19 protein-coding genes and 1 tRNA gene are annotated in these 21667 nt (G+C 62.8%); 11 read left to right on the top strand and 9 right to left on the bottom strand.

Going from position 1 to position 21667, the window contains the following annotated elements:
• Positions 1–46: 46 nt before the first annotated feature.
• Positions 47–1108 carry a glycosyltransferase 61 family protein gene (locus tag FN835_RS04175; RefSeq protein WP_142661954.1) on the bottom strand — a complete coding sequence of 354 codons (1062 nt, stop codon included), beginning with the start codon at positions 1106–1108 and terminating at the stop codon, positions 47–49.
• Entirely contained in the window at positions 1105–2148 is a 1044-nt protein-coding gene (locus FN835_RS04180; protein ID WP_246098656.1) for an SGNH/GDSL hydrolase family protein, read from the bottom strand. The genes FN835_RS04175 and FN835_RS04180 overlap by 4 nt, the downstream gene beginning before the upstream one ends.
• Positions 2149–2399: 251 nt before the next feature.
• Here FN835_RS04180 and FN835_RS04185 point away from each other — a divergent pair, with 251 nt between their 5' ends.
• The gene (locus FN835_RS04185; protein ID WP_142661956.1) at positions 2400–3230 is read left to right on the top strand and encodes a universal stress protein; all 831 of its coding nucleotides are present in this window, start codon (positions 2400–2402) and stop codon (positions 3228–3230) included.
• On the opposite strand, the gene FN835_RS04190 is transcribed toward FN835_RS04185, so the two are convergent.
• The 4 genes from FN835_RS04190 to proS all read right to left on the bottom strand — a co-directional run bounded on the left by FN835_RS04190 (position 3227) and on the right by proS (position 7907).
• Positions 3227–4396 (bottom strand): DegT/DnrJ/EryC1/StrS family aminotransferase, encoded by a 1170-nt coding sequence (locus FN835_RS04190; RefSeq protein WP_142661957.1) that lies wholly within the window; start codon positions 4394–4396, stop codon positions 3227–3229. The two genes, FN835_RS04185 and FN835_RS04190, sit on opposite strands and share 4 nt — an antisense overlap.
• Positions 4393–5307 carry a GDP-L-fucose synthase family protein gene (locus FN835_RS04195; protein ID WP_185958583.1) on the bottom strand — a complete coding sequence of 305 codons (915 nt, stop codon included), beginning with the start codon at positions 5305–5307 and terminating at the stop codon, positions 4393–4395. The genes FN835_RS04190 and FN835_RS04195 overlap by 4 nt, the downstream gene beginning before the upstream one ends.
• Positions 5307–6431: a GDP-mannose 4,6-dehydratase gene (gmd, locus tag FN835_RS04200; RefSeq protein ID WP_142661959.1), complete on the bottom strand. Its 1125-nt coding sequence runs from the start codon at positions 6429–6431 to the stop codon at positions 5307–5309. Before gmd ends, FN835_RS04195 begins: the two co-directional genes overlap by 1 nt.
• A 123-nt stretch (positions 6432–6554) precedes the next feature.
• Positions 6555–7907, bottom strand: a complete 1353-nt coding sequence (proS, locus tag FN835_RS04205; protein WP_142661960.1) for a proline--tRNA ligase — start codon at positions 7905–7907, stop codon at positions 6555–6557.
• Between the two features lie 125 nt (positions 7908–8032).
• On the opposite strand from proS, the gene FN835_RS04210 reads away from it, so the two are divergent.
• From FN835_RS04210 to FN835_RS04225, 4 genes are all read left to right on the top strand, one after another.
• Complete coding sequence (locus FN835_RS04210) at positions 8033–9364, top strand: AI-2E family transporter (protein ID WP_246098647.1); 1332 nt, start codon at positions 8033–8035, stop codon at positions 9362–9364.
• A 3-nt stretch (positions 9365–9367) separates the two neighbouring features.
• Positions 9368–10090, top strand: coding sequence for a P-loop NTPase family protein (locus FN835_RS04215; RefSeq protein WP_142661961.1), 723 nt, complete (start codon positions 9368–9370; stop codon positions 10088–10090).
• A complete protein-coding gene (locus tag FN835_RS04220; protein ID WP_142661962.1) occupies positions 10087–12252 on the top strand; it encodes an RNA degradosome polyphosphate kinase in 2166 nt (721 codons plus the stop codon). The genes FN835_RS04215 and FN835_RS04220 overlap by 4 nt, the downstream gene beginning before the upstream one ends.
• Before the next feature lie 68 nt (positions 12253–12320).
• Positions 12321–13862: a Ppx/GppA family phosphatase gene (locus FN835_RS04225; RefSeq protein WP_142661963.1), complete on the top strand. Its 1542-nt coding sequence runs from the start codon at positions 12321–12323 to the stop codon at positions 13860–13862.
• Between the two features lie 229 nt (positions 13863–14091).
• Here FN835_RS04225 and FN835_RS04230 read toward each other — a convergent pair whose 3' ends face one another.
• Positions 14092–15141 carry a dipeptidase gene (locus FN835_RS04230; protein WP_142661964.1) on the bottom strand — a complete coding sequence of 350 codons (1050 nt, stop codon included), beginning with the start codon at positions 15139–15141 and terminating at the stop codon, positions 14092–14094.
• Between the two features lie 113 nt (positions 15142–15254).
• On the opposite strand from FN835_RS04230, the gene FN835_RS04235 reads away from it, so the two are divergent.
• The 3 genes from FN835_RS04235 to FN835_RS04245 all read left to right on the top strand — a co-directional run bounded on the left by FN835_RS04235 (position 15255) and on the right by FN835_RS04245 (position 16683).
• Positions 15255–15578 carry an antibiotic biosynthesis monooxygenase family protein gene (locus FN835_RS04235; protein WP_142661965.1) on the top strand — a complete coding sequence of 108 codons (324 nt, stop codon included), beginning with the start codon at positions 15255–15257 and terminating at the stop codon, positions 15576–15578.
• Between the two features lie 78 nt (positions 15579–15656).
• Positions 15657–16292, top strand: coding sequence for a ParA family partition ATPase (gene parA, locus FN835_RS04240; protein WP_142661966.1), 636 nt, complete (start codon positions 15657–15659; stop codon positions 16290–16292).
• A gap of 100 nt (positions 16293–16392) precedes the next feature.
• Positions 16393–16683 (top strand): I78 family peptidase inhibitor, encoded by a 291-nt coding sequence (locus FN835_RS04245; RefSeq protein WP_142661967.1) that lies wholly within the window; start codon positions 16393–16395, stop codon positions 16681–16683.
• Here FN835_RS04245 and uvrB read toward each other — a convergent pair.
• Positions 16680–18866, bottom strand: coding sequence for an excinuclease ABC subunit UvrB (gene uvrB, locus FN835_RS04250; RefSeq protein WP_142661968.1), 2187 nt, complete (start codon positions 18864–18866; stop codon positions 16680–16682). The genes FN835_RS04245 and uvrB overlap by 4 nt on opposite strands.
• A gap of 138 nt (positions 18867–19004) precedes the next feature.
• On the opposite strand from uvrB, the gene FN835_RS04255 reads away from it, so the two are divergent.
• The gene (locus tag FN835_RS04255; protein ID WP_142661969.1) at positions 19005–19316 is read left to right on the top strand and encodes an ETC complex I subunit; all 312 of its coding nucleotides are present in this window, start codon (positions 19005–19007) and stop codon (positions 19314–19316) included.
• A gap of 163 nt (positions 19317–19479) precedes the next feature.
• Complete coding sequence (locus FN835_RS04260) at positions 19480–20199, top strand: glutathione S-transferase family protein (RefSeq protein ID WP_142661970.1); 720 nt, start codon at positions 19480–19482, stop codon at positions 20197–20199.
• A gap of 77 nt (positions 20200–20276) precedes the next feature.
• Here FN835_RS04260 and FN835_RS04265 read toward each other — a convergent pair.
• Positions 20277–20351, bottom strand: a tRNA-Gln gene (locus FN835_RS04265).
• Positions 20352–20447: 96 nt separating this feature from the next.
• Here FN835_RS04265 and FN835_RS04270 point away from each other — a divergent pair.
• Positions 20448–21665, top strand: coding sequence for a BaiN/RdsA family NAD(P)/FAD-dependent oxidoreductase (locus FN835_RS04270; protein WP_142661971.1), 1218 nt, complete (start codon positions 20448–20450; stop codon positions 21663–21665).
• Positions 21666–21667 lie beyond the last annotated feature (2 nt).

The following is a 21667-nucleotide window of genomic DNA, read 5'->3' on the forward strand; positions in this document are numbered from 1 at the left end:
TGTAGCGTATGATTCCGCGATCGCAGGGAAAAACTCAACCTGACGTTTAGGACGAGTTTTTTGGTTCCCCCTTGTGGATAAGGTCAATGGTGGCCGCGATTTCGTCGAAATCCACGGCAAAGGATTCAGCGTGGCCGTGCCCGACGACCATGGCAAAACGCTGCTGCCAACGATCGGTCAAAAGCTTCATGGCGGTCGTCGCCCGGTCGGGTGGTTGGATCGTCAGCAAAGTGCCACCCGGAGGCATGGCCGCGATCCCGTGGTTCAACTGGCTGCCTTCGACACCCGCAACGATATGCGCGTCGCAGCAGGCCGCCATCAGTTCGTCCACACTGTGATCTTCGGGAAACATCACGCGGAAACCGAAGTCGCGTTCCAGCCGCTCGGCAACTGCCGCTTCATTTTCAAGCGTGCGCAGATCGCCAGACTTGCCGCGCAGCAGGAACACGCCGGGGCGCAAAGCCCCGGTGGGATGCGGGATCAGCCGGTTCCGCATATCCTGCGCACGTGCCATGCGATGGCTGTTGTTGGCGTGATCGTCGAACAGGAACACTTCGTCCAGATGCAGGTTCGTGACATGACCGGGCGACAGGCTCAGCAGTTCTTCGTAGCGGGGCACATGGCCTGCGCGGGGCGGCATGGTGGTCAGCGGATGACCCGCTGCCTCGGCCAGGCGATAGGACAGGCAATCGTCCAGCAGCCAGTTTCCGAACCAGCGATTGCCGACCCATGTCTCATAGAATGCGCCGCTGGGGATTTCCTGCATCAACGGGAAGCTCAGCTTGTGCCGCCGCGACCGCAGATGCAGCGACAGACCGCGCGAATACAGCACGCCATCGACAATATCCACGTCTGGCAGGCGATAGCCCATCGTTGCGCCGATCGGTTCCGCCGGATCGCCGGCAAGCGACTTGATCAGCAGTGGCAGGGTGGTGAATTCGGTGCGGGTGATCCGCTCGGCCTGTCCGGGCAGGATGATCACCGGCGGCACGCGCAGGATTTCCGCCGGGGCGATTTCCCAGCGATCAGTCGCGGCGGCGGCAATATCGCCCGTGCCCAAGCCCAGCAGCAGGCCCAGCCGATAGGTCAGGGGACGCAGCGACATCATGCGCCTGCCCCCTCAATTGCGGCGACCAGCCGGGACGCGATCATGTCGTGATCCTTGGCCGAGGGGTGCCACAGGCATGCCTTACGCTCCAGCTTGGGCAGCACGACCAGCAAGACGCGCGTGCCATCGGCTTTCAGCGCGGCCTCGGCGGCGCGATAGGGGGTGACCAAAGGATCACCATATTCGCCAAAGGCTAGCAGCACCTGCAGGGCGCCGGGATTTTCGCGGACCCGCGCACGAACGAACTCGGTCAGGGCTGGTCCAAACGCTGCGCTTAGGGCGGCTTGATCGGCCCAGGGTTCGTCTGGCCCGAAATCCGAGCCGAAATCGTTCGATCCGATCCCGGTCACGACAATATCCGCAGGCGGTTGCGGCATTCGGGCGGCAGCCGGATCGCTGGGCAGCGCCAGCGGATAGCGGCTGGGCATCGTCGTTTCGGGCGAGGCGCCGCCGTAATTTCGCAAAAGCCCGATCCCCGAGCGCGCGATGACGCGGTAATCCGCCCCCAGCATTGTCGCCACCTGCGGGCCAAAGCTGCGGCTGGTGTCGGTGGCGGCAAAAACCTCATCCTCGCTGCAATCGCGGGTGTTTGAGGTATTGGCAAAGCCCACCGTGTCCGAATCGCCTATGAATTCGATCAAGCGCGCCGCGGGTTCAGGGCTGGGCAGCGCCGATGAACGCCCGCCGATCAGGATGCCGCCGAAACCCGCAGGCATCGAGGACTCGCTGATTTTTTCCACGCGGATGCGATGTTCGCCCGCAGTCAGATTGGAAATGCGCAGATCCTGCGCACCGGGCTGGGAAATCTCGACATGATCGCCGCCGTCCAGCGTGATGCGCCAACGGTTCGTGACATCCTGAAACCGGACCGAGACATCCGTGCCGGTAAATCGCGCCTCGACGTGAAACGCCGGCCATTCCTGCAACAGCGTGTCGCGCGGACCCGCAGCCGTGCGCCCGCTGATGCGCATCGGCAGCGGTTCAAGATCGGCCTCGGGCGCGACCAGTTCGGCGGCCATGCCTGCGGCCTCCGCATCCATCTTCACGACCTCCAGCGGGGGGACGGGGACATGGGGGCGCGCAGGCTCAGGCCAAAGCCGAGTAACCATGAAAACAACAAGCGCCGCTGCCAGTGACAGCAACGACAGACCAGATAACCTCTTCCGCATCGTTCCTCGCCATGCGAATCCAAGCAATCATGCGGCTGTGTGGAAAAACTGTCCACTTCACCATATGGGCAGGTTTGCGCTGCGATGCGGCGCAGGATGGGCAAGACGGATAGGGCGGGCATATGCGCAGATATCTGGTGGCAAGCGATTTGTCGGCACGCTCCGCTCAGGCGGTGGCCCGAGGCGTGCAGCTGGCGCTGGCATCGCATGACGCGGAACTGACCCTGCTGCATGTTACCGACGATGCCGGACCCGACCGGCCAGAGGCCTGCGATCTGCTGCGTGCCCAACTGCCCAAAGGCGCGCCGCCGGGCATCCGTTGCATCGCAAATCCCGGCGACCCCGATGAGGTGATCCTGCGCGTCGCCGAAGAACTGGGCGTCGATCTGGTCGTCATGGGCATTCCCCGCGCCCGCCGCTTTCCGCAGGCGCTTGCAGGCACGACGGCCGAGCGCGTTCTGTCCGCGATCCGCAAGCCAGTGGCCGTGATCCGGCGCGATGCGGACCGTCCGTGGAACCGTGTGATGTTGGCCGCCGAGGAGGACGCGGCCACCGTCGCCGTCATCGCAGGCGGCACGGCATTGGGGCTGTGGCAGGGTGCGGACCTGACGGTGCTTCATGCGACGAACCTGCCCGCACCGTCGGGCTTGCGCACCGCCGGGCTAAGTTCGGTCGATCTGCAGCGCATCGACATGCTGGCAATGGGTGAATTGGAACATCGCCTGCGCCGCCGTTTTTCCGCCCGGCTGACGGATGCCGCGCATCTGGATTTCGCCATGCGCCACGGCGCTGCGGCACAGGCTATCCTGGACCAGCAGAAACAGGACCATTTCGATCTGGTGGTGATGGGATCGCATGGGCAAGGCACGCTGTCGCGGCTGATCTGCGGTTCGACCAGCGCCGAAATCATCCGCGATCTGGATACCGACCTGATCTGTTTGCCCGAACCCTAGAGCCGGAAGGCAGCCACCAGTCCAATCGCCTCGGCAATGTCATAGTGATGATTGCCGATGAAAAAGCCGTGTCGGTCAATGTCCTCGGCATTGGTCATCTGGCCGTGCAGGCTGTGTTCCATCAACCCAAGCACGGGATTCTTGGTAAAGTTGCCACTGACGATGGGACGGGTTTCAAAACCCATATCGCCAAGCCGGGTCAGCACCTCGGCCCGCGCCAGTCCGCTTTCGGGGCGCACGACCAGCGAAAAGCCGAACCAGCTGCTTTCGCCCGTCTGGGCCTGAATGCGAAAGACCGGGTGATGGGCCATCGCGTCCTGCCAGCGCGCACCATTGGCGCGACGACCCGCGATCAGTGCGGGCAGCTTCTTGACCTGTTCACGCCCCAGTGCGCCCGACATCTCCAGCGGGCGCAGGTTGTAGCCCGGCAGCACGAAGCGGAAACTTTCCTGAAACGGATCATCGCTTTTCGTGCCGGTCAGGCGGTTCTCGCGCGGCAGATTGCGCGTCCAGCCATGCGCCCGCAAGGCCAGCATGATGTGGTAAAGTTCCTCATCATCGGTAACGACCAGCCCGCCCTCCATGGTCGAGATGTGGTGCGAGAAAAAACACGAATAGCTGCCCATCACGCCGAACGTCCCGGCCTGACGCCCGGCAAAGGTCGCGCCCATGGATTCGCAGTTATCCTCGATCAGCACGATCCGGCGGGGGCCGATCAGCGCGCGGATGGCGTCGAAATCATTGGGATTGCCCAGCAGGTTCACCGCCATGATTGCGCCGGTGCGGTCGTTGATCGCAGCCCCCAGCGCGGCCAGATCATAGTTCAGCGTATCGGCATCAATATCGACGAATTTTAGGTGCAGCCCATATTGGTGCAGCGGGAAAAAGGTCGTGGACCAGCTGACGGCGGGCACGATCACCTCATCGCCGGGCATCAGGCGCAGGTCGGGGTTTTGCGTATAGCGCAAGGCCGCAACCATGATCAGGTTGGCAGATGACCCGGAATTCACCATCACGGCGTAACGGCTGCCAGCGAAGGCGGCGAAATCGGCTTCGAACGCCTCGACCTCTGGTCCCATCGAATAGCGGTCCGAGGCGATGACACGGGCCAGCGCCGCCTGCTCGGCATCATCCCAGCTTGAGGTCGCCAGCGGAAAACGGGTCATGCCAAGATCTCCAGATAATGCGCATAAGTCGCGGCAATGCCGTCGGTCAGGCTGGTCAGCGGTGCCCAGCCCCATTCCGTCTGACGCCGCACCGACAAAAGCTTCTGCCGCATCCCCACGGGCTTGGTCAGGTCATGCGTGAACGTCCCCTGCCACCCGATCACCTGTGCGGCGATGCGGTAGTAATCATTGATCGAATGATCCTGTCCGACCCCGATATTCATCAGCCGGGGCGCCGCCGGGTCCAGCGCCCGCAGGATCGCGTCCGCCAGATCGGGCGCATACATGAATTCACGCCGCGCCTCTCCATCCCCCCAGATATCGACCGTGGGGGCGTTCGCGGTTTTGGCCTGATGCAGCTTGTGAATAATTGCCGGCAGCAGGTGCGAGCGGCCCGGATCGAACTTGTCGAAAGGCCCGTAAAGATTGCATGGGATCAACGTCCGCCAGTTCAGCGACGCATCCTCGGCCCGCGCATAGTCGATCAGGCGCATCGCCATGATCTTGGCCAAAGCATAGCCTTCGTTCGTAGGCTCCAGCGCGCCGGTCAGAATCTGGTCTTCGGACAAATCCCGCCCCAGCGCCGCCGGGTAGACGCAGCTGGAGCTTAGGTTGATCAGCGTGCCCACGCCCGCCTCGCGGCAGGCCAGAACCACGTTCAGCCCGATCTGGGCATTCGCGGCCAGAAAGCGGACCGGCTCGGCCATATTGGCGTGGATGCCGCCCACGACGCCCGCCGCATGAACCACCGCATCAGGGCGGTTGCGCGTCACATAGGCCCGCACCGCCGCGCCGTCCTGCAGGTCCAGATCACCGCGGGCAGGGGCCAGCAGCTCAAAACCGGACATCCCCGGATGGGCGCGCAGATTGCGCCCGACCATGCCATGCGCGCCGGTAATCAGCAGCCGCATCACTGGCCCCCGGCCGATACCGGCAGGTCCAGCCCGTGATCCTTCAGCAGCGCGTGCCGCCGCGCGGTCTGCAGATCCGCCTCGACCATCTCGGCGATCATGTCGCGCAAAGGCGTTTCCGGCACCCAGCCAAGCTTGTCGCGCGCCTTGCTGGCGTCGCCCAGCAGGGTCGCAACCTCGGCGGGGCGGAAATATTTGGGATCGACGCGCATCACCACATCGCCCGATTTCAACGCGGGAGCCTTGTCGCCGCTGATCCCCGCGACCACCGCAACCTCATCGATACCCGCGCCGCGGAACTCCAGTGTGATGCCCAGCTCCTCGGCGGTCCAGATCAGGAACTGGCGCACGGAATGCTGCTCTCCGGTCGCGATGACGAAATCCTCGGGCGTGTCGCATTGCAGCATCAGCCATTGCATCCGCACATAGTCGCGGGCATGGCCCCAGTCGCGCAACGCATCAAGATTACCCATGTACAGGCAGCCTTCCAGCCCCTGCGCGATATTGGCCATACCGCGCGTGATCTTGCGCGTCACGAAAGTCTCGCCCCGGCGCGGGCTTTCATGGTTGAACAGGATACCGTTGCAGGCAAACAGCCCATAAGCCTCGCGGTAATTCACCGTGATCCAATAGGCGTATAACTTGGCCACCGCATAGGGGCTCCGAGGGTGAAACGGCGTGGCCTCGGTCTGCGGTGTTTCGCGCACCAGCCCGTATAGTTCGGATGTCGAGGCCTGATAGAACCGGCTGTGCTTTTCCAGCCCCAGAAACCGGATTGCCTCCAGCAGACGCAGCGTGCCGATGCCGTCCACATCGGCGGTATATTCGGGCGCCTCGAAGCTGACGGCGACATGCGACTGCGCCCCAAGGTTATAAACCTCGTCCGGACGCACCTCGGCCATGATGCGGGTCAGGTTGGAGCTGTCGGTCAGATCGCCGTAATGCAGGAAAAAGCGCGGCTTTTCCTCATGCGGATCCTGAAAGATGTGATCGACCCGCTGGGTGTTGAAGCTTGATGCGCGGCGCTTGATGCCATGCACCTCATAACCCTGCTCCAGAAGAAACTCGGCAAGATACGAACCGTCCTGTCCGGTCACACCGGTGATCAGGGCTTTCTTGGTCACAGGGCGGGTCTCCGGTCTTGCGGCATCTCGACTGGTCCGCCGGATGCCGCATGATCGCGGCGCCCGGCTTCTCAGTTCTTCAAATACCCATGCCGGCTTATCAACCGCAAGCTGTCTTCGACCTTAAAGCGCGGCATCCTTCACGGGCTGATACACCTCGACCAGCCGCGATACGGCTTCCTGCGGCGACATCTCGACCGCCTCGCCCGTGCGGCGCGAGGTCAGTTCGACCTTGTTATTGGCCAGACCGCGCGGACCGACGGTGATGCGCCACGGCAGACCGATCAGATCCACCGTTGCGAATTTTGCGCCCGCACGCTCATCGCGGTCGTCGTAAAGCGGGTCCAGACCCTTGGATTTCAGCTCGGCATAAAGCGCCTCGCACGCGCTGTCCGTCGAGGCGTCGCCCTGTTTCAGGTTCACGATGCCCACCTCGAAGGGCGTGACGCCCTCTGGCCAGATGATGCCCTTGTCATCATGGCTGGCCTCGATGATGGCGCCCAGCAGGCGCGAGACGCCGATGCCGTGGCTGCCCATCTCGACCGGGGTGCGGTTGCCATCGGGGCCGACGACGGTCGCGCCCATGGATTCTGAATATTTCGTGCCGAAATAGAAGATCTGCCCGACCTCGATGCCGCGGGCGGTGCGGCGGCGCTCCTCGGGGATCTGGTCAAAGATCGCCGCGTCATGCGTCTCGTCGGTGCGGGCATAACGGCTGGTGAATTCCTCCAGCACCGCTTGGCACTGCTCGACGCTGTCGTAGTCGATCGCGCGGCTGCCGAATTTCAGGTCGGTGATCTCGCTGTCATAGAAGACTTCGGATTCGCCCGTCTCGGCCAGCACCAGGAATTCATGGGTATAATCGCCGCCGATCGGACCGCCATCGGCACGCATCGGAATGGCTTGCAGGCCCATGCGTTCGTAGCTGCGCAGATAGCTGACCAGATGGCGGTTATAGGCGTGCAGCGCCGCATCGCGGGTCAGGTCGAAGTTATAGCCGTCCTTCATCAGGAATTCGCGGCCGCGCATGACGCCGAAGCGGGGGCGGATCTCATCGCGGAACTTCCACTGGATCTGATACAGCGTCAGCGGCAGATCCTTGTAGCTGCTGACATGCGCGCGGAAGATGTCGGTGATGACTTCCTCATTGGTGGGACCATACAGCATGTCGCGCTTGTGGCGGTCGGTTATGCGCAGCATTTCTTCGCCGTAATCGTCATAACGGCCGCTTTCGCGCCACAGGTCGGCGGACTGGATCGTGGGCATCAGCACCGGGATATGACCGGCACGGGCCTGTTCCTCATGCACGATCTGCTGGATGCGGTTCAGCACCTTCAGCCCCATCGGCAACCAGGAATAGATCCCTGCCGACTGCTGCTTGATCATGCCGGCGCGCAGCATCAGCCTGTGGCTGACAATCTGCGCCTCCTTGGGGTCTTCCTTCAGCACGGGCATGAAATAGCGCGTCAGACGCATGGCGAATTCCTCATCAAAGACCGCAACGGGTTAACCTACAGCGAAGAACGGGGCAACGCCCTTCCTTGCAAGCCGCGTCCAGACCGTCCAAATAGGTCACAACGCGCGCACGAAAACAGGAGATCATGGCCATGCGGCTGCCGGCACAGAAGCAGGTCTGGTATTGGGGTGGGGCGCTTTTGGTGCTGTTGCTGGCACTGTGGACGCTGGGCAACGCGATCATGCCGTTCCTGTTGGGGGCGGCGATGGCCTATATGCTGGACCCGGTGGCCGACCGGCTGGAGCGTTACGGGCTGTCGCGCACCTCTGCGGTGGTGGTGATCACGGCCATCGTCATCCTGATCGTGGTCGCGGTCGTCCTGATGCTGCTGCCGGTTCTGGTGCGCCAGACCACGCAACTCGTCAACACCGCGCCCCAGATGGCCGAGCAGTTGCAGCAATTCCTGATGAACCGCTTCCCGCAGCTGTTCACCGAAGGCAGCACGGTCAATTCCGCCCTGACAGATATGGGCAAGAACATCAGCGCACGGGGCGGGCAGCTTGTTTCCACCGTGCTGGGTTCGGTCATGGGGGTTTTCAGCGTGCTGGCGCTGATCGTCATCGTGCCGGTCGTGGCCTTTTACCTGCTGCTGGACTGGGACAACATGGTCGCCCGTCTGGATGAGCTTGTGCCGCGCGAACATGCGCCCACCGCCCGCGCCATCGCCTCGGAAATCGACAATGCGCTGTCGGGCTTCGTGCGGGGGCAGGGCATGGTCATCCTGATCCTTGGCACGTTCTATTCGGTGGGGCTGGGCTTTGTCGGTCTGCCCTTTGGCGTGGCGATCGGGGTGATGGCCGCGTCGCTGTCCTTCATCCCCTATGTGGGCGTGGTGATCGGCGGCGCGACGGCCATCGGGGTCGCGCTGTTCAGCTTCTGGGGCGATCCGTTCTGGATCGCCGCCGTGGTCGCGATCTTTGCCGTGGGCCAGATGGTCGAGGGGAACTACCTGCAACCCAAGATCGTCGGGGGCAGCATCGGCCTGCACCCGGTCTGGCTGATGCTGGCTTTGACCGTCTTCGGCACGATGTTCGGGTTCGTCGGTCTGCTGGTCGCCGTGCCCATGGCTGCGGCGATCGGGGTGCTGGTCCGCTACATGGTCGGCCGCTACAAGGAAAGCGCGCTATACACCGGCCGCGAAGTGCCTGCGCCGCCCGCGCCGCCGACCCTGATCGAGCTGGTGCCGCGCGGCACCGTCGCCAAGGAACGCCGCCTTGCACAGATGTCGCATGACGTTCGCGTGGCCGAGATCCGCCGTCAGGACGAACTGGCCGAACTGCTTGAGGAGCAGCAGGAACGCGCACGTCGCGACAAGAAACGCGACCGCCCGGCAGGCCCGCCTTCGCCTGCCGAACTGCATCAGGAAGCGCGTCTTGCCGAACAGGAACAGCGCGACGGCAAAAAGCAGGACGGCTGATCCTTGGCGCATCAGCTCGCCCTGGATCTGACGATCCCGCCCGCATTGTCGCGGGACGATTTCCTGACGACTTCGGCCAATCGCGATGCGCTGGCAATGCTGGATGCGCCCACGCATTGGCCGGGTGGGCGGCTGTTGCTGATCGGCGGGCCGGGGGCGGGAAAATCGCATCTGGCGCGCTTCTGGGCCGAGGAGAACGGCGCGCAGGTCATCCGCGCCTCCAGCATCTCGCCTGCGGGCGTTGACGGGTTGTTGCAGCCTGCGGGTGCGCTGGTCGTCGAAAATGCCCATCTGATCGCGGGTATCTCCGAGGCCGAGGATGCGCTGTTTCATCTGTGGAACCTTGCCGGCGCGCGCGAGGTGCTGCTGCTGATGACCGCCCGGACCCCGCCGCGCGACTGGGGCATCCGCCTGCCGGACCTGCTTTCCCGAATCGAATCCGCGACGCTGGCGGTTCTGGGTCCGCCCGATGACGCTTTGCTGCCCGCCGTGCTGGTCAAACTGTTCGCGGACCGCCAAATTCAGGTTGCGCCGGACGTGATTGGCTGGCTTTCGACCCGGATGGAGCGTGACCTTGGCATGGCGCGGCATCTTGTCGCAGCCATAGATCGTCAGTCTTTGGCGGCTCGACGCCCCGTGACGCGCAGATTGGCGGCAGAACTTCTGGACAAATTGTCGCCTGCAGATACATCATCGGCCCCCGCTTCACCGACCGAGAGATCATGACACAGGCCGACTATCTCCGCACTCCGTTCCCGACTCCGCGCGAATTGCCCGATGGCACGCCCGAGGGGCCGGCACGTTTTTTCAACCGCGAGATCAGCTGGCTAAGCTTCAACTGGCGCGTTCTGGACGAAGCACGCAATCCCCGCGTCCCATTGCTGGAGCGGCTGCGGTTCCTGTCCATCTCGGCGACGAACCTTGACGAATTCTATACGGTTCGCGTTGCGGGCCTGCGCGAATTGGTGCGCGAAGCGAACAATACGCTGTCCGACGATGGCCTGAGGGCGTCCGAACAGTTGGCGCTGGTCAATGCCGACGCCCGTCGCTTGATGGGTGCACAGCAAGCCGTCTGGAACGGCCTGCGCCGCGAGATGGAGGTGGCGGACATCACCATCCTGTCACGTTCGCGCATCACGCGGGCCGAAGAGGAGTTTCTGCGCCGCTATTTCGTAGAGCAGGTCTTTCCGGTGCTGTCGCCGCTGGCCATAGATCCGGCGCACCCGTTCCCCTTCATCCCGAACCTTGGCTTTTCGCTGGCGGTTGAACTGGCGCACGAAACCAGCGGGCGGCAGATGCAGGCGCTGTTGCCGGTGCCGCAGCAGACCGCGCGGTTCATCGCGTTGCCGGGCGGCAAGCGGTTTCTTCGGCTGGAAGACCTGCTGCTGATGCATCTGCCCAGCCTGTTCCCCGGCTATCGCGACATCGGTCACTGCGCCTTCCGCGTGCTGCGCGACAGCGATCTGGAGGTCGAGGAAGAGGCCGAGGATCTGGTGCGCGAATTCGAAACCGCGCTGAAGCGGCGTCGTCGCGGCTCGGTCATCCGGCTCAAGATCACATCGGGCGCGCCCGCGCGGATGCGCAAGCTGATCATGCAGGAACTGCAGGTCGCCCCCGAGGAGGTTGTCGAGGTCGAGGGTCTGCTGGGCATGGCCGATCTGCGCGAACTGGTGCTGGACAACCGCCGTGACCTGCAATGGCCCGGTTTCACGCCGCGCGTGCCGGAACGGGTGCAGGATCATGACGGCGACATGTTCGCCGCCATCCGGCAAAAGGATATGTTGCTGCACCACCCCTATGAGACGTTCGAGATGGTGACGCGCTTTCTGGCGCAGGCCGCAGCCGATCCGAATGTCGTGGCGATCAAGCAGACACTTTACCGGACCTCGCGCGATAGCCCCATCGTGGACGCACTGTGCGAAGCCGCCGAGGCGGGCAAGTCCGTCACCGCGCTGGTCGAACTGAAGGCCCGCTTTGACGAGGCCGCGAACATCCGCCAGTCGCGCAGGCTGGAACGGGCGGGCGCGCATGTGGTTTACGGCTTCATGCAATACAAGACCCACGCCAAGATCAGCACCGTCGTTCGCCGCGAAGGTGCGCAGCTGGTGACCTATACCCATTGGGGCACGGGGAACTATCACCCGATCACCGCGCGCATTTATACCGACCTGTCGCTGTTCACCTGCGATGCGGCGCTGGGGCGTGATGCGTCTAAAGTGTTCAATTATCTGTCTGGCTATGTGCAGCCCGAAGGGCTGGAAAACCTTGCCATCTCGCCCTTTGACCTGAAATCGAAGCTGATCGAGATGATCCAGCGCGAAGCTGAATTTGCCCGTCGCGGTCGGCCCGCCGAAATCTGGGCCAAGATGAACAGCCTGATCGAAAAGGACGTGATCGAGGCGCTTTACGACGCAAGCCAGGCGGGTGTGAAGATCAGCCTTGTGCTGCGCGGCATCTGCGGATTGCGCCCCGGCATCAAAGGGTTGTCCGACAATATCCGTGTCAAATCCATCGTCGGGCGTTTCCTTGAACATTCCCGCATCGTCTGTTTCGGCAACGGCCACGGGCTGCCCTCCAAGAAAGCGCGGGTGTTCTTCAGCTCGGCCGACTGGATGGGCCGCAACCTGAACCGCCGGGTCGAGGCGCTGGTCGAATGCATGAACGAAACGGTCAAGGCCCAGATCACCAGCCAGATCATGGCGGCCAATATGGCGGATGAGGCGCAAAGCTGGTTGTTGCAGCCCGACGGACGCTATTTGCGCTATCTGCCTGCCGGGCGGGATGACCTGTTTTCGTGCCACAAGTTCTTCATGGAGAACCCGTCATTGTCGGGACGTGGGACCAAGGGGGCGCGTGACGTCCCGGCTTTGACCCATTCCGCCGATTGACGGCAAAAGGTTAATGCCCCATCCAGACCGTGGCGCACCAGCGTCCTGACGAAACCATGAGGATCGCCATGAACGGTGTCATGACCACCAGCGGGGAAACCATCGAGCCATTCGGCCGCTCGCTTTTCGAACGGGCTTCGGAACGGGCGCTGAGCCGCGTGGGTGTGGTGGATGTCGGATCGAACTCGATCCGCATGGTGGTCTTTGACGGCGCCGCCCGCTCGCCCGCCTATTTCTACAACGAAAAGGTCATGGCGGGTCTGGGGCAGGGGCTGGCCACGACCGGCAAGCTGAACCCCGAAGGGGCGGTGCGCGGCATGATTGCGCTGAAACGCTTTGCGGCATTGGCCGAAGGCATGGGGATCAAGCCCCTGACCTGCGTGGCGACCGCCGCCGTGCGCGAAGCCGAGGACGGCCCCGCCTTTCGCAAGGCCGTCGAAAAGGAAACCGGCCTGAAACTGTGGGTCATCGACGGCGAGGAAGAGGCCCGGCTTTCGGCACAGGGCGTCCTGCTGGGCTGGCCCGAAGCCAAAGGGTTGGTCTGCGACATCGGCGGCAACTCGATGGAGCTGGCCGAGCTGGAAAACGGCAAGGTCGGTCGGCGCATCACGACGCCGCTGGGCCCGTTCCGGCTGCAACAGATCAAGGGCGGCCAGTCCGGTCTGCGTGACCACATCCGCGAGATCCTGGACCAAGCCGCCGAAACGCTGGGCCGCGAACATGAGCAGATCTATCTGGTCGGCGGCTCATGGCGGGCGATTGCGCGGCTGGATATGGAGCGTTCATCCTATCCGATGACGGTGCTGCACGAATACCGCATGTCGTCGCAGGACGTGACGCAGACGGTCAAATGGATCGCGGGGCAGAACCTGTCGGAGTTGCGCAGCAAGCTGGACATCTCGGCCAGCCGGATGGACCTTGTGCCGCTGGCCAGCCAGGTGCTGCGGCAGCTGGTGCTGAGTTTCCGTCCGAAATCGCTGGCAGTATCGTCCTATGGCATCCGCGAGGGGCTGCTCTACGAACAGATGCCCGCCAGCCTGCGTTCGCGCGACCCGCTGCTGGAGGCGGCGCGGTTTTCCGAACGCCAGATGGCGCGGATGCCGGGGTTTGGCAAGCGGCTGTATCAGTTCCTTGAGCCGATCTACAAGAATGTCGGCCCGGAACGCGACCGGCTGATCAAGGCCGCCTGTCTGCTGCATGACACGACATGGCGCACGCATCCCGATTATCGCGCGGATGCCTGTTTCGACAACGTGACACGCGCCAATATGGCGGCGCTGTCGCATCCCGAACGGGTGTTTCTGGGGCTGGCGCTGCTGCATCGCTACAAAAACAGCCGCGCGGGGTCGCCCATGGCACCGCTATTCGCACTGCTTTCTGAAAAGGAAATCGCCGATGCCGAGGTGCTGGGCAAGGCGATGCGATTCGGCGCCATGTTCTCGGTCAAGGATCCCGCCGAGGCTGGCGAACTGCATTTTTACCCCAAGAAGAAGATTCTTGAGCTGAAACTGACCAAAATCGGCACCGCGCTATTGGGTGAGGTGGCTGAATCGCGGTTCAACACGCTGGCCACGGCGCTGGATGCGCAACCTGTCATACGTGCAAGCTAGGCCAGTTCGCCTATGGATAGAAAAATCTGACTATTCCGTCAGGTCAGTCATTCGGACCCTTCCAAGTCCCCGGCATGTCTTGAACAATACAACCCAGCGGAGGTTTTCCGCGACCGGGCGGCCCTGTTTCGGGCAGGCCCAGACAGGGACCGGTAGGTTATTTTAACCGGTTTTTCAGGTAGTTGTTTCCAATCTGCCGGTCCCGTCAACTTTGCCGAAAAAAGTGGGGTCAAGCGCCCCAACTACGTTCAAGAACGCTGATCCAGTTCTTCCATGCGATCTTCTCGGTCAGTTCCTGACCATAGCCGTGATCCAGCATGGCTTGGGTCAGGTTTTGCAGCTTTCCGGCGTCGGACAGGTCATCGGGCATCTGCGCACCGTCGAAATCCGAACCCAGTGCCACGCCGTCTTCGCCCAGATGGGTCAGCAGATGGTCAAGATGGCGCAGGATCACCTCGAACCCGTGCATCGGATCGCGGCGGCCTTTGGGGTGCAGGAAGCCCACGGCATAGTTCAGGCCGACCAGCCCCCTGCTTTCGCCGATGACCTGCAACTGTCGGTCGGTCAGGTTGCGCGAACTGGGCGCAACCGCATGGGCGCAGCTATGGCTGGCAACCAGCGGGGCATCCGACAGGGCAGCGATGTCATCAAAGCCCTTTTCGTTCAGGTGCGACAGGTCCAGCATGATGCGCAGCTGGTTGCATTCGCGGACCAGCGCGCGCCCCTCGGCCGTCAGGCCCGGTCCGGTATCGGGCGAGGCGGGGAATGCAAACGGCACGCCGTGGGCATAACGGGTGGGCCGCGACCAGACGGGCCCCAGCGAACGCAGACCCATCGCGTGCCAGACATGCAGTGCGTCCAGATCGGCGATAGGCTCGGCGCCCTCGATATGCAGGATGGCGGCGATGCGGCCAGCGGCAATGGTTTCGCGGATCTGGGCCGCCGTCTTGCAGATCGTCAGGCTGCCCGTCCGCTCCATCGCCATCAGTTGCCCGGCCTGCGCCAATGCATGGGGCAGGGCGTCGGCCGCCAGCACCTCATCGGGCAAGGGCAGGACAAAGGGCGGGTTGGCTTTCAGGACGGCGGCCAGCGCATCGTCATCGCCGGCGGGCGAGGGCGTCCAGATCGCGAAAAAACCGCCGACCATGCCGCCCGCCTGCATCCGTGGCAGGTCCATATGGCCCTTGCCGTCGCCCGACAGCCACAGCCGGTCGCGCGCATTGCCCGCCTCGACCATGCGTTGCAGAAAATCGTTATGGCCATCGAAAACCGGAATCATCTGGCATCCCCTTGTCGTTCAGACGCGCACCATGCGCCCCTTACGAAAGACCTTCAACCGCCGCGCGTCCGGTGTATCCTGATCTTGAAGAGCCAGGCAGGAGGAGCCAAGCAATGACGCAAATCGCCAAGGATTTTCAGGGCCAGACCGTGATCTGCACGTTCGAGGTGACGCCCGGTTCCGCCCATGACGTGCTGGACGCGCTGGCCGAGGCCTACGATCAGGTGATCCGCCGCCAGCCCGGCTATATCTCGGGGGCGGTACATCTGAACGACGCGCAGACCCGTATCGCCACCTATTCGCAATGGCAGGATCGTCGCGATTATCAGGCCATGCTGCGCACCGCCGAGATGCGCGAAAGAAACCGCGCCATCCATGCCATGTGCCGCCATTTCGAGCCGGTGATGTATGAGGTGATCGACACTTGGCAAAGCTAGGCCGATCACACACGAATAGCTGGTGCATTGCCCGGCGCTTGGCCCTAACCTGCCCATCAAAGCAGGAAAGGGGCAGGCATGGCAGGACGCATCATCACTGTGGCGCAGCAAAAGGGCGGATCGGGCAAAACGACGGTCGCAGTGAACCTTGCCGTCTCGCTTTTGCGTCAGGGACATAGCGTCGCGCTGCTGGATACCGACCCGCAGGGCAGCATGGGCCGCTGGTTCATGGAGCGTCTTGAGCGTCTGGGCGAGAATGAGGGGCTGGAGTTCAGCACCTCATCCGCGTGGGGGGCCAGTTACGAATCGGAAAAGCTGAAGAAACGCTTCGATTACGTGATCATCGACACGCCGCCCAAGATCGACAGCGATCTGCGCCCCGCCTTGCGTGTGGCTGATCTGGTCGTGGTGCCGGTCGCCACCAGCCATGTGGACCTGTGGGCAACCGAAGGCGTGCTGGATCTGGCCCGGCGCGAGAAATGCGATACGCTGATCATCCTGAACCGCACGCGGCCCAATACCCGCCTTGCCGCTGAAATCGCAGAAAAGGCCGAAGAGCTGGGGGCCGAGGTCGCGGTGGCGCAGCTGGCCAACCGTGTCGTCTATGCTGAAACGTTGGGGCAGGGTCTGGGCGCGGCCGATCCGGGGCGCAATCCCACGGCACGGGCCGAAATCGACACGCTGACGCGCGAAGTCCTGACTTGGCTGCCCTGAAAAACGGCAAATTATCGCCGTTTCCGTAAAAAGCTGCGGGAACCCGGAAACATTTGCGGTGACGTAGCGTTCTCGCAGCATAACGCTGGGAGAGAGAGCTATGAAACGTCTTATTCCTGTCGTGGTGATGCTGCCGCTGCTCGCCTCTGCCTGCGTGCCCGAGGCGCCTGCCACCGACCCCATTGAGCCGCCGCCCGTCGCCAACGATACCTGCGGCGCAAACGCCTATCTGCCGCTGATCGGTCAGCAGACGCCGAACATCTCGGTGCCTGCCAACAAGGCATATCGCAGCTACAAGACAGGCGATCCGGTCACGATGGATTTCAACGCGAACCGCCTGAACTTTGAACATGACAAAACCGGCAAGCTGGTCCGCGTCAGCTGCGGCTAACGGCTGCGTTTCGACCGCTTGTTGCCGCCGCGCTGACCGGCCCGGCCTGCGGTCGAGCGGCCCGATGACTTGACCGCAGACTCGGCCGCCTCGTCGATGGCGGACTGACGCGCCAGCGGATCGTCGGCCACCGCCAGTTCCACCGCCTCCAGCCGTTTCACCTCGTCGCGCAGGCGGGCTGCTTCCTCGAATTCCAGATTTTCGGCGGCCTTGCGCATCTGCGCCCGCATCGCATCCAGATGGGCGGCAAGGTTGGCCCCCACCATCGGCTTGTCCACCTTGGTCGTGATCCGCGACTGATCGGTGTCACCCTGCCACAGCCCTGCCAGCACGTCTTCGACGTTCTTGCGCACGGTCTGGGGCGTGATCCCGTGTTCAAGGTTATAAGCCATCTGCTTTTGCCGCCGCCGTTCGGTTTCGGCCATGGCGCGTTCCATGCTGCCTGTGACACGGTCGGCATACATGATGACACGGCCATCGGCGTTCCGCGCCGCCCGCCCGATTGTCTGGATCAGCGAGGTTTCGGACCGCAGAAAACCTTCTTTGTCGGCATCCAGAATGGCAACCAAGCCGCATTCAGGAATATCAAGACCTTCGCGCAACAAGTTAATGCCGACCAGAACATCGAACGCCCCCAACCGCAGGTCGCGTAGGATCTCGATCCGTTCGATTGTGTCGATGTCGCTGTGCATATAGCGGATGCGGATGCCTTGTTCGTGGAAATATTCGGTCAGGTCTTCGGCCATGCGTTTGGTCAGCGTGGTGACCAGCGTGCGCAGGCCCGCTGCGGCCACCTTGCGGATTTCGTCCAGCAGATCGTCGACCTGCATTTCCACCGGCCGGATTTCGATCTGCGGATCCAGCAGTCCGGTGGGGCGAATGACCTGTTCGGTAAACACGCCGCCGGTCTGGTCCATTTCCCATTGTGCGGGAGTCGCGCTGACGAACACGGATTGCGAACGCATCGCATCCCATTCCTCGAACTTCAGCGGGCGGTTGTCCATGCAGCTTGGCAGGCGGAAACCGTGTTCCGCCAGCGTAAACTTTCGCCGGAAGTCGCCCCGATACATGCCGCCGATCTGCGGCACGCTGACATGGGATTCATCGGCGAAGACAATGGCGTTGTCCGGGATGAATTCGAAAAGCGTCGGCGGCGGCTCACCTGGCGCGCGGCCTGTCAGATAGCGGCTGTAATTTTCGATCCCGTTGCAAACGCCTGTCGCTTCAAGCATTTCCAGGTCAAAGTTCGTGCGTTGCTCCAGCCTTTGCGCCTCAAGCAGCTTGCCCTCATCGGTCAGTTGCTTCAACCGGCCCTGAAGCTCGGCCTTGATGCCCTTGGTCGCCTGCTGCAGCGTCGGACGCGGCGTCACATAGTGGCTGTTGGCATAGATGCGGATCTGTTTGAAGCTGTCGGTCTTTTGCCCGGTCAGAGGGTCGAATTCGGTGATCGCCTCAAGCTCATTGCCGAAGAAATCGAACCGCCAAGCCCGATCCTCAAGGTGGGCAGGCCAGACCTCGACCAGATCGCCGCGCACGCGGAACCCGCCGCGCTGGAATGCGGCATCAAGGCGACGATATTGCTGCGCCACCAGTTCGGCCAGAAATTCGCGCTGGTCGTATTGCTGGCCGACGATCATATCCTGCGTCATCGCCGAATAGGTCTCGACCGAGCCGATACCATAGATGCAGGACACCGAGGCCACGATGATCACGTCGTCGCGTTCCAGCAGCGCGCGGGTGGCACTGTGGCGCATCCGGTCGATGGCTTCGTTGATCTGCGATTCCTTTTCGATATAGGTATCGCTGCGGGGGACATACGCCTCGGGCTGATAATAATCGTAATAGCTGACGAAATATTCCACGGCATTGTCGGGGAAAAAGCCCTTGAATTCGCCGTAAAGCTGGGCCGCCAGCGTCTTGTTGGGCGCAAGGATGATCGCGGGACGCTGCGTCGCCTCGATCACCTTGGCCATGGTGTAGGTCTTGCCGGTTCCGGTCGCGCCCAGCAGCACCTGATCGCGTTCGCCCGCCGTCACGCCCGCCGCCAGCTCGGCAATTGCCGTCGGCTGGTCGCCCGCGGGCTTGAATTCCGATTGCATGACAAAGGCCTTGCCGCCCTCCAGCTTGGGCCGGGTCACCTCGATCGGGCGCATGACGGGGGCGTTTGTGTTGTTGTGACCCATGGTTTCACCTTTGTTCCCGTTCTGAATCTGGCGCATTCGTCCAAGGATGCAACCCCCATGACGCGATTTGCGTTCAGGCTTGCACCGCAGCCCGGCTTGGATGATAACGCAGCCAAGCAAGAACAGAGGGTTCCCGCCATGCGAGTCCGTATCTATCAGCCCGCCCGCAACGCCATGCAATCGGGCACCGCACGCAGCAAGGAATGGCTGCTGGTGTTTCCCGCCGCAGATGCCCGCGAAATCGACCCGCTGATGGGCTGGACCAGCAGCGATGACACGCAAAGTCAGGTCAAGCTGCGCTTTGACAGCCGCAAGCAGGCCGAAGATTACGCCCGCGAAAAAGGTCTGGATTACGAAGTGGTTGAGCCTCGTGCCCGCGCCGCCAATGTCCGCACCCGTGGTTATGGTGAAAACTTCGCGACTGACCGTCGCGCGCCTTGGACACATTGATCTGGCGTTCAGCGCAGGATTTGGATGGCCGGTGCCGATGCGCCGGCCATTTTCGTTTGCGCAGGGAATAATCTTTCCCTAACAGCCCAAATAAAACACGTCTTGAATTGTCGTGTTTTGGGGCAACCCATGCCAGAATGCTCCTGAAGCAAGGAGATTCGGCATGTCGCAAGATTGTCCCAACCTTCGCATTTTTGGCCCCGCCGATGGTCCCGTGGCGCAGCGCACGGCGTTGCTGCTGGCGCTGCGCGGGCAAAGCCCGTCATGGCAGTTTCGCGTGTCGCGCAACCGGCTGGTCGTCACGACGGCCAAAGGCGTGCTGCATATCGTCGAAGACGGTGCGGCCATGCTGGAACTGATCGAGGAGTTGCATCCCGACCAGCCACTGCATCCGACCCAACCGCAGCAGCGCGCCCGTCACCGCGAAATCATTGCGCTGGCCTTTAACGCGCAGGCTGAGTTTATGGGGGTGACGCGGGCGATTAACCTGCGCGATCTGGATATTGCCGTCTACAAGCTGCGCGAGACTTTGGCCACGATTGACGCTGCGCTAGGGCAAGCGCCCCTGCGCGTCATGTCCAACGCCGATGCGGCGCTGCTGCCCGTGCTGTGGCGCGCCGCGTTGCTGGACCGTCGCTGTCAGGCGCATCTTTTGGACGGGTTCCCTGCGCTGATCGCATATCTGCGCGACAGGTTGTCCGATGAACGGGTGCGCAGGATCTTCGGCCGTGGTGCAGCCATACGTTATTTGGCCGCGCTACAGGCCGGGCGGGCTGTCGTCGCCCATGATGACGTGCGCGAGGACTGGACTGCGCTGATCGACGACAGCAAATGCCGCGCCCGTCTTGTTCCGCTAAGCGAAAATGCCGTTGGCCTGAGATAGGAAGTCACCCGGAAACGACGATTGAAGCAACGCGAAGTATCACGGTATTTTCTTGCTACTTCAGGGGGATACAGACTTGGCTGGGGCGGTAGGATTCGAACCTACGGTACACGGTACCAAAAACCGTTGCCTTACCACTTGGCCACGCCCCAACTCTGTGGAGGCGTATCTATCCAAGCGCGCTGGGGGGTGCAAGGGGATTTCTGAAAAATCTTGTGGGCAGATTTACAGACGGTTAAGTCGCCCGCATGGAACAGGTGGACACGATCATTTTGGGCGCTGGCGCGGCAGGCATGTTCTGCGCCGGATCTATACTGAACATAGCCGGCACAGCGGGGCATCGCGTGCTGGTTGTCGATCATGCGCGCGCGCCGGGGGAAAAGATCCGCATTTCGGGCGGGGGCAGGTCGAATTTCACAAACCTTGCGACGCAGCGCGAACGCTTCCTGTCGGACAATCCGCGCTTCTGCGCCTCGGCCCTGTCGGGCTATCGGGCCGAGGATTTCGTGGCCCTGGTCGATGGGGCGGGAATCGCGTGGCATGAAAAGACGCTGGGGCAACTTTTCTGCGATGGCAGCGCGCGTCAGATCGTCGATATGCTGCTGAACCGGATGCGCGACGCGGACCTGTGGCTGGATACCTCGATCCATTCGGTCGAGGCGCGGGCGGACGGCTATCTGGTCGCGACCAGCCGTGGCGCGGTGCTGGCGCGCAATTGCGTGGTGGCTACGGGCGGGCGCTCGATCCCCAAAATGGGCGCAACGGGCTTTGGCTATGATCTGGCGCGGCAATTCGGCTTGCGCATGGTCGAACCGCGGGCAGGGCTGGTTCCTTTGACCTTTGCCGCGCAGGATCTTGACCTGTGCCGCCCCCTTGCCGGTCTGTCGGTCGAGGCGGTGGTCAGTCACGGCCACGGCAAATCCGCGACACGGTTCCGGGACGGGCTGCTGTTCACGCATCGCGGGCTGTCCGGTCCGGCGATCCTGCAAATCTCCAGCTTTTGGCATCCCGGCGAGGAGATCACCGTCGATCTGGCGCCTGACATCGACATCGCAGCCCAGATGCGGGAACAGCGCGGCAAGGCGGGGCGCATGGCGATCTCAACCGCGCTGGCGCGACTGATCCCGGCGCGGCTTGCGGATGCGATTGTGGCGGAACTGGGCTTGGACGGCGCAAGGCTGGCCGATCAGGCCAATCCTGTGCTGGAACGGCTGGCCGCACGGGTCAATCGCTGGCAATTGCGGCCCGTCGGGTCCGAAGGTTGGCGCACGGCCGAGGTGACGGTGGGCGGCGTCGATTGCCGCGGCCTGAACGCCCGTGACATGCAATCGCGCGACGTGCCGGGTCTGTATTTCATCGGCGAAGTGGTCGATGTGACCGGCTGGCTGGGCGGCTATAACTTTCAATGGGCATGGGCCTCGGCCCACGCAGCGGCGCGGGGCATCGTCGCGACACCCCGCGGCTGAAT

Source organism: Paracoccus laeviglucosivorans (genome assembly GCF_900182695.1).
Classification (GTDB): domain Bacteria; phylum Pseudomonadota; class Alphaproteobacteria; order Rhodobacterales; family Rhodobacteraceae; genus Paracoccus; species Paracoccus laeviglucosivorans.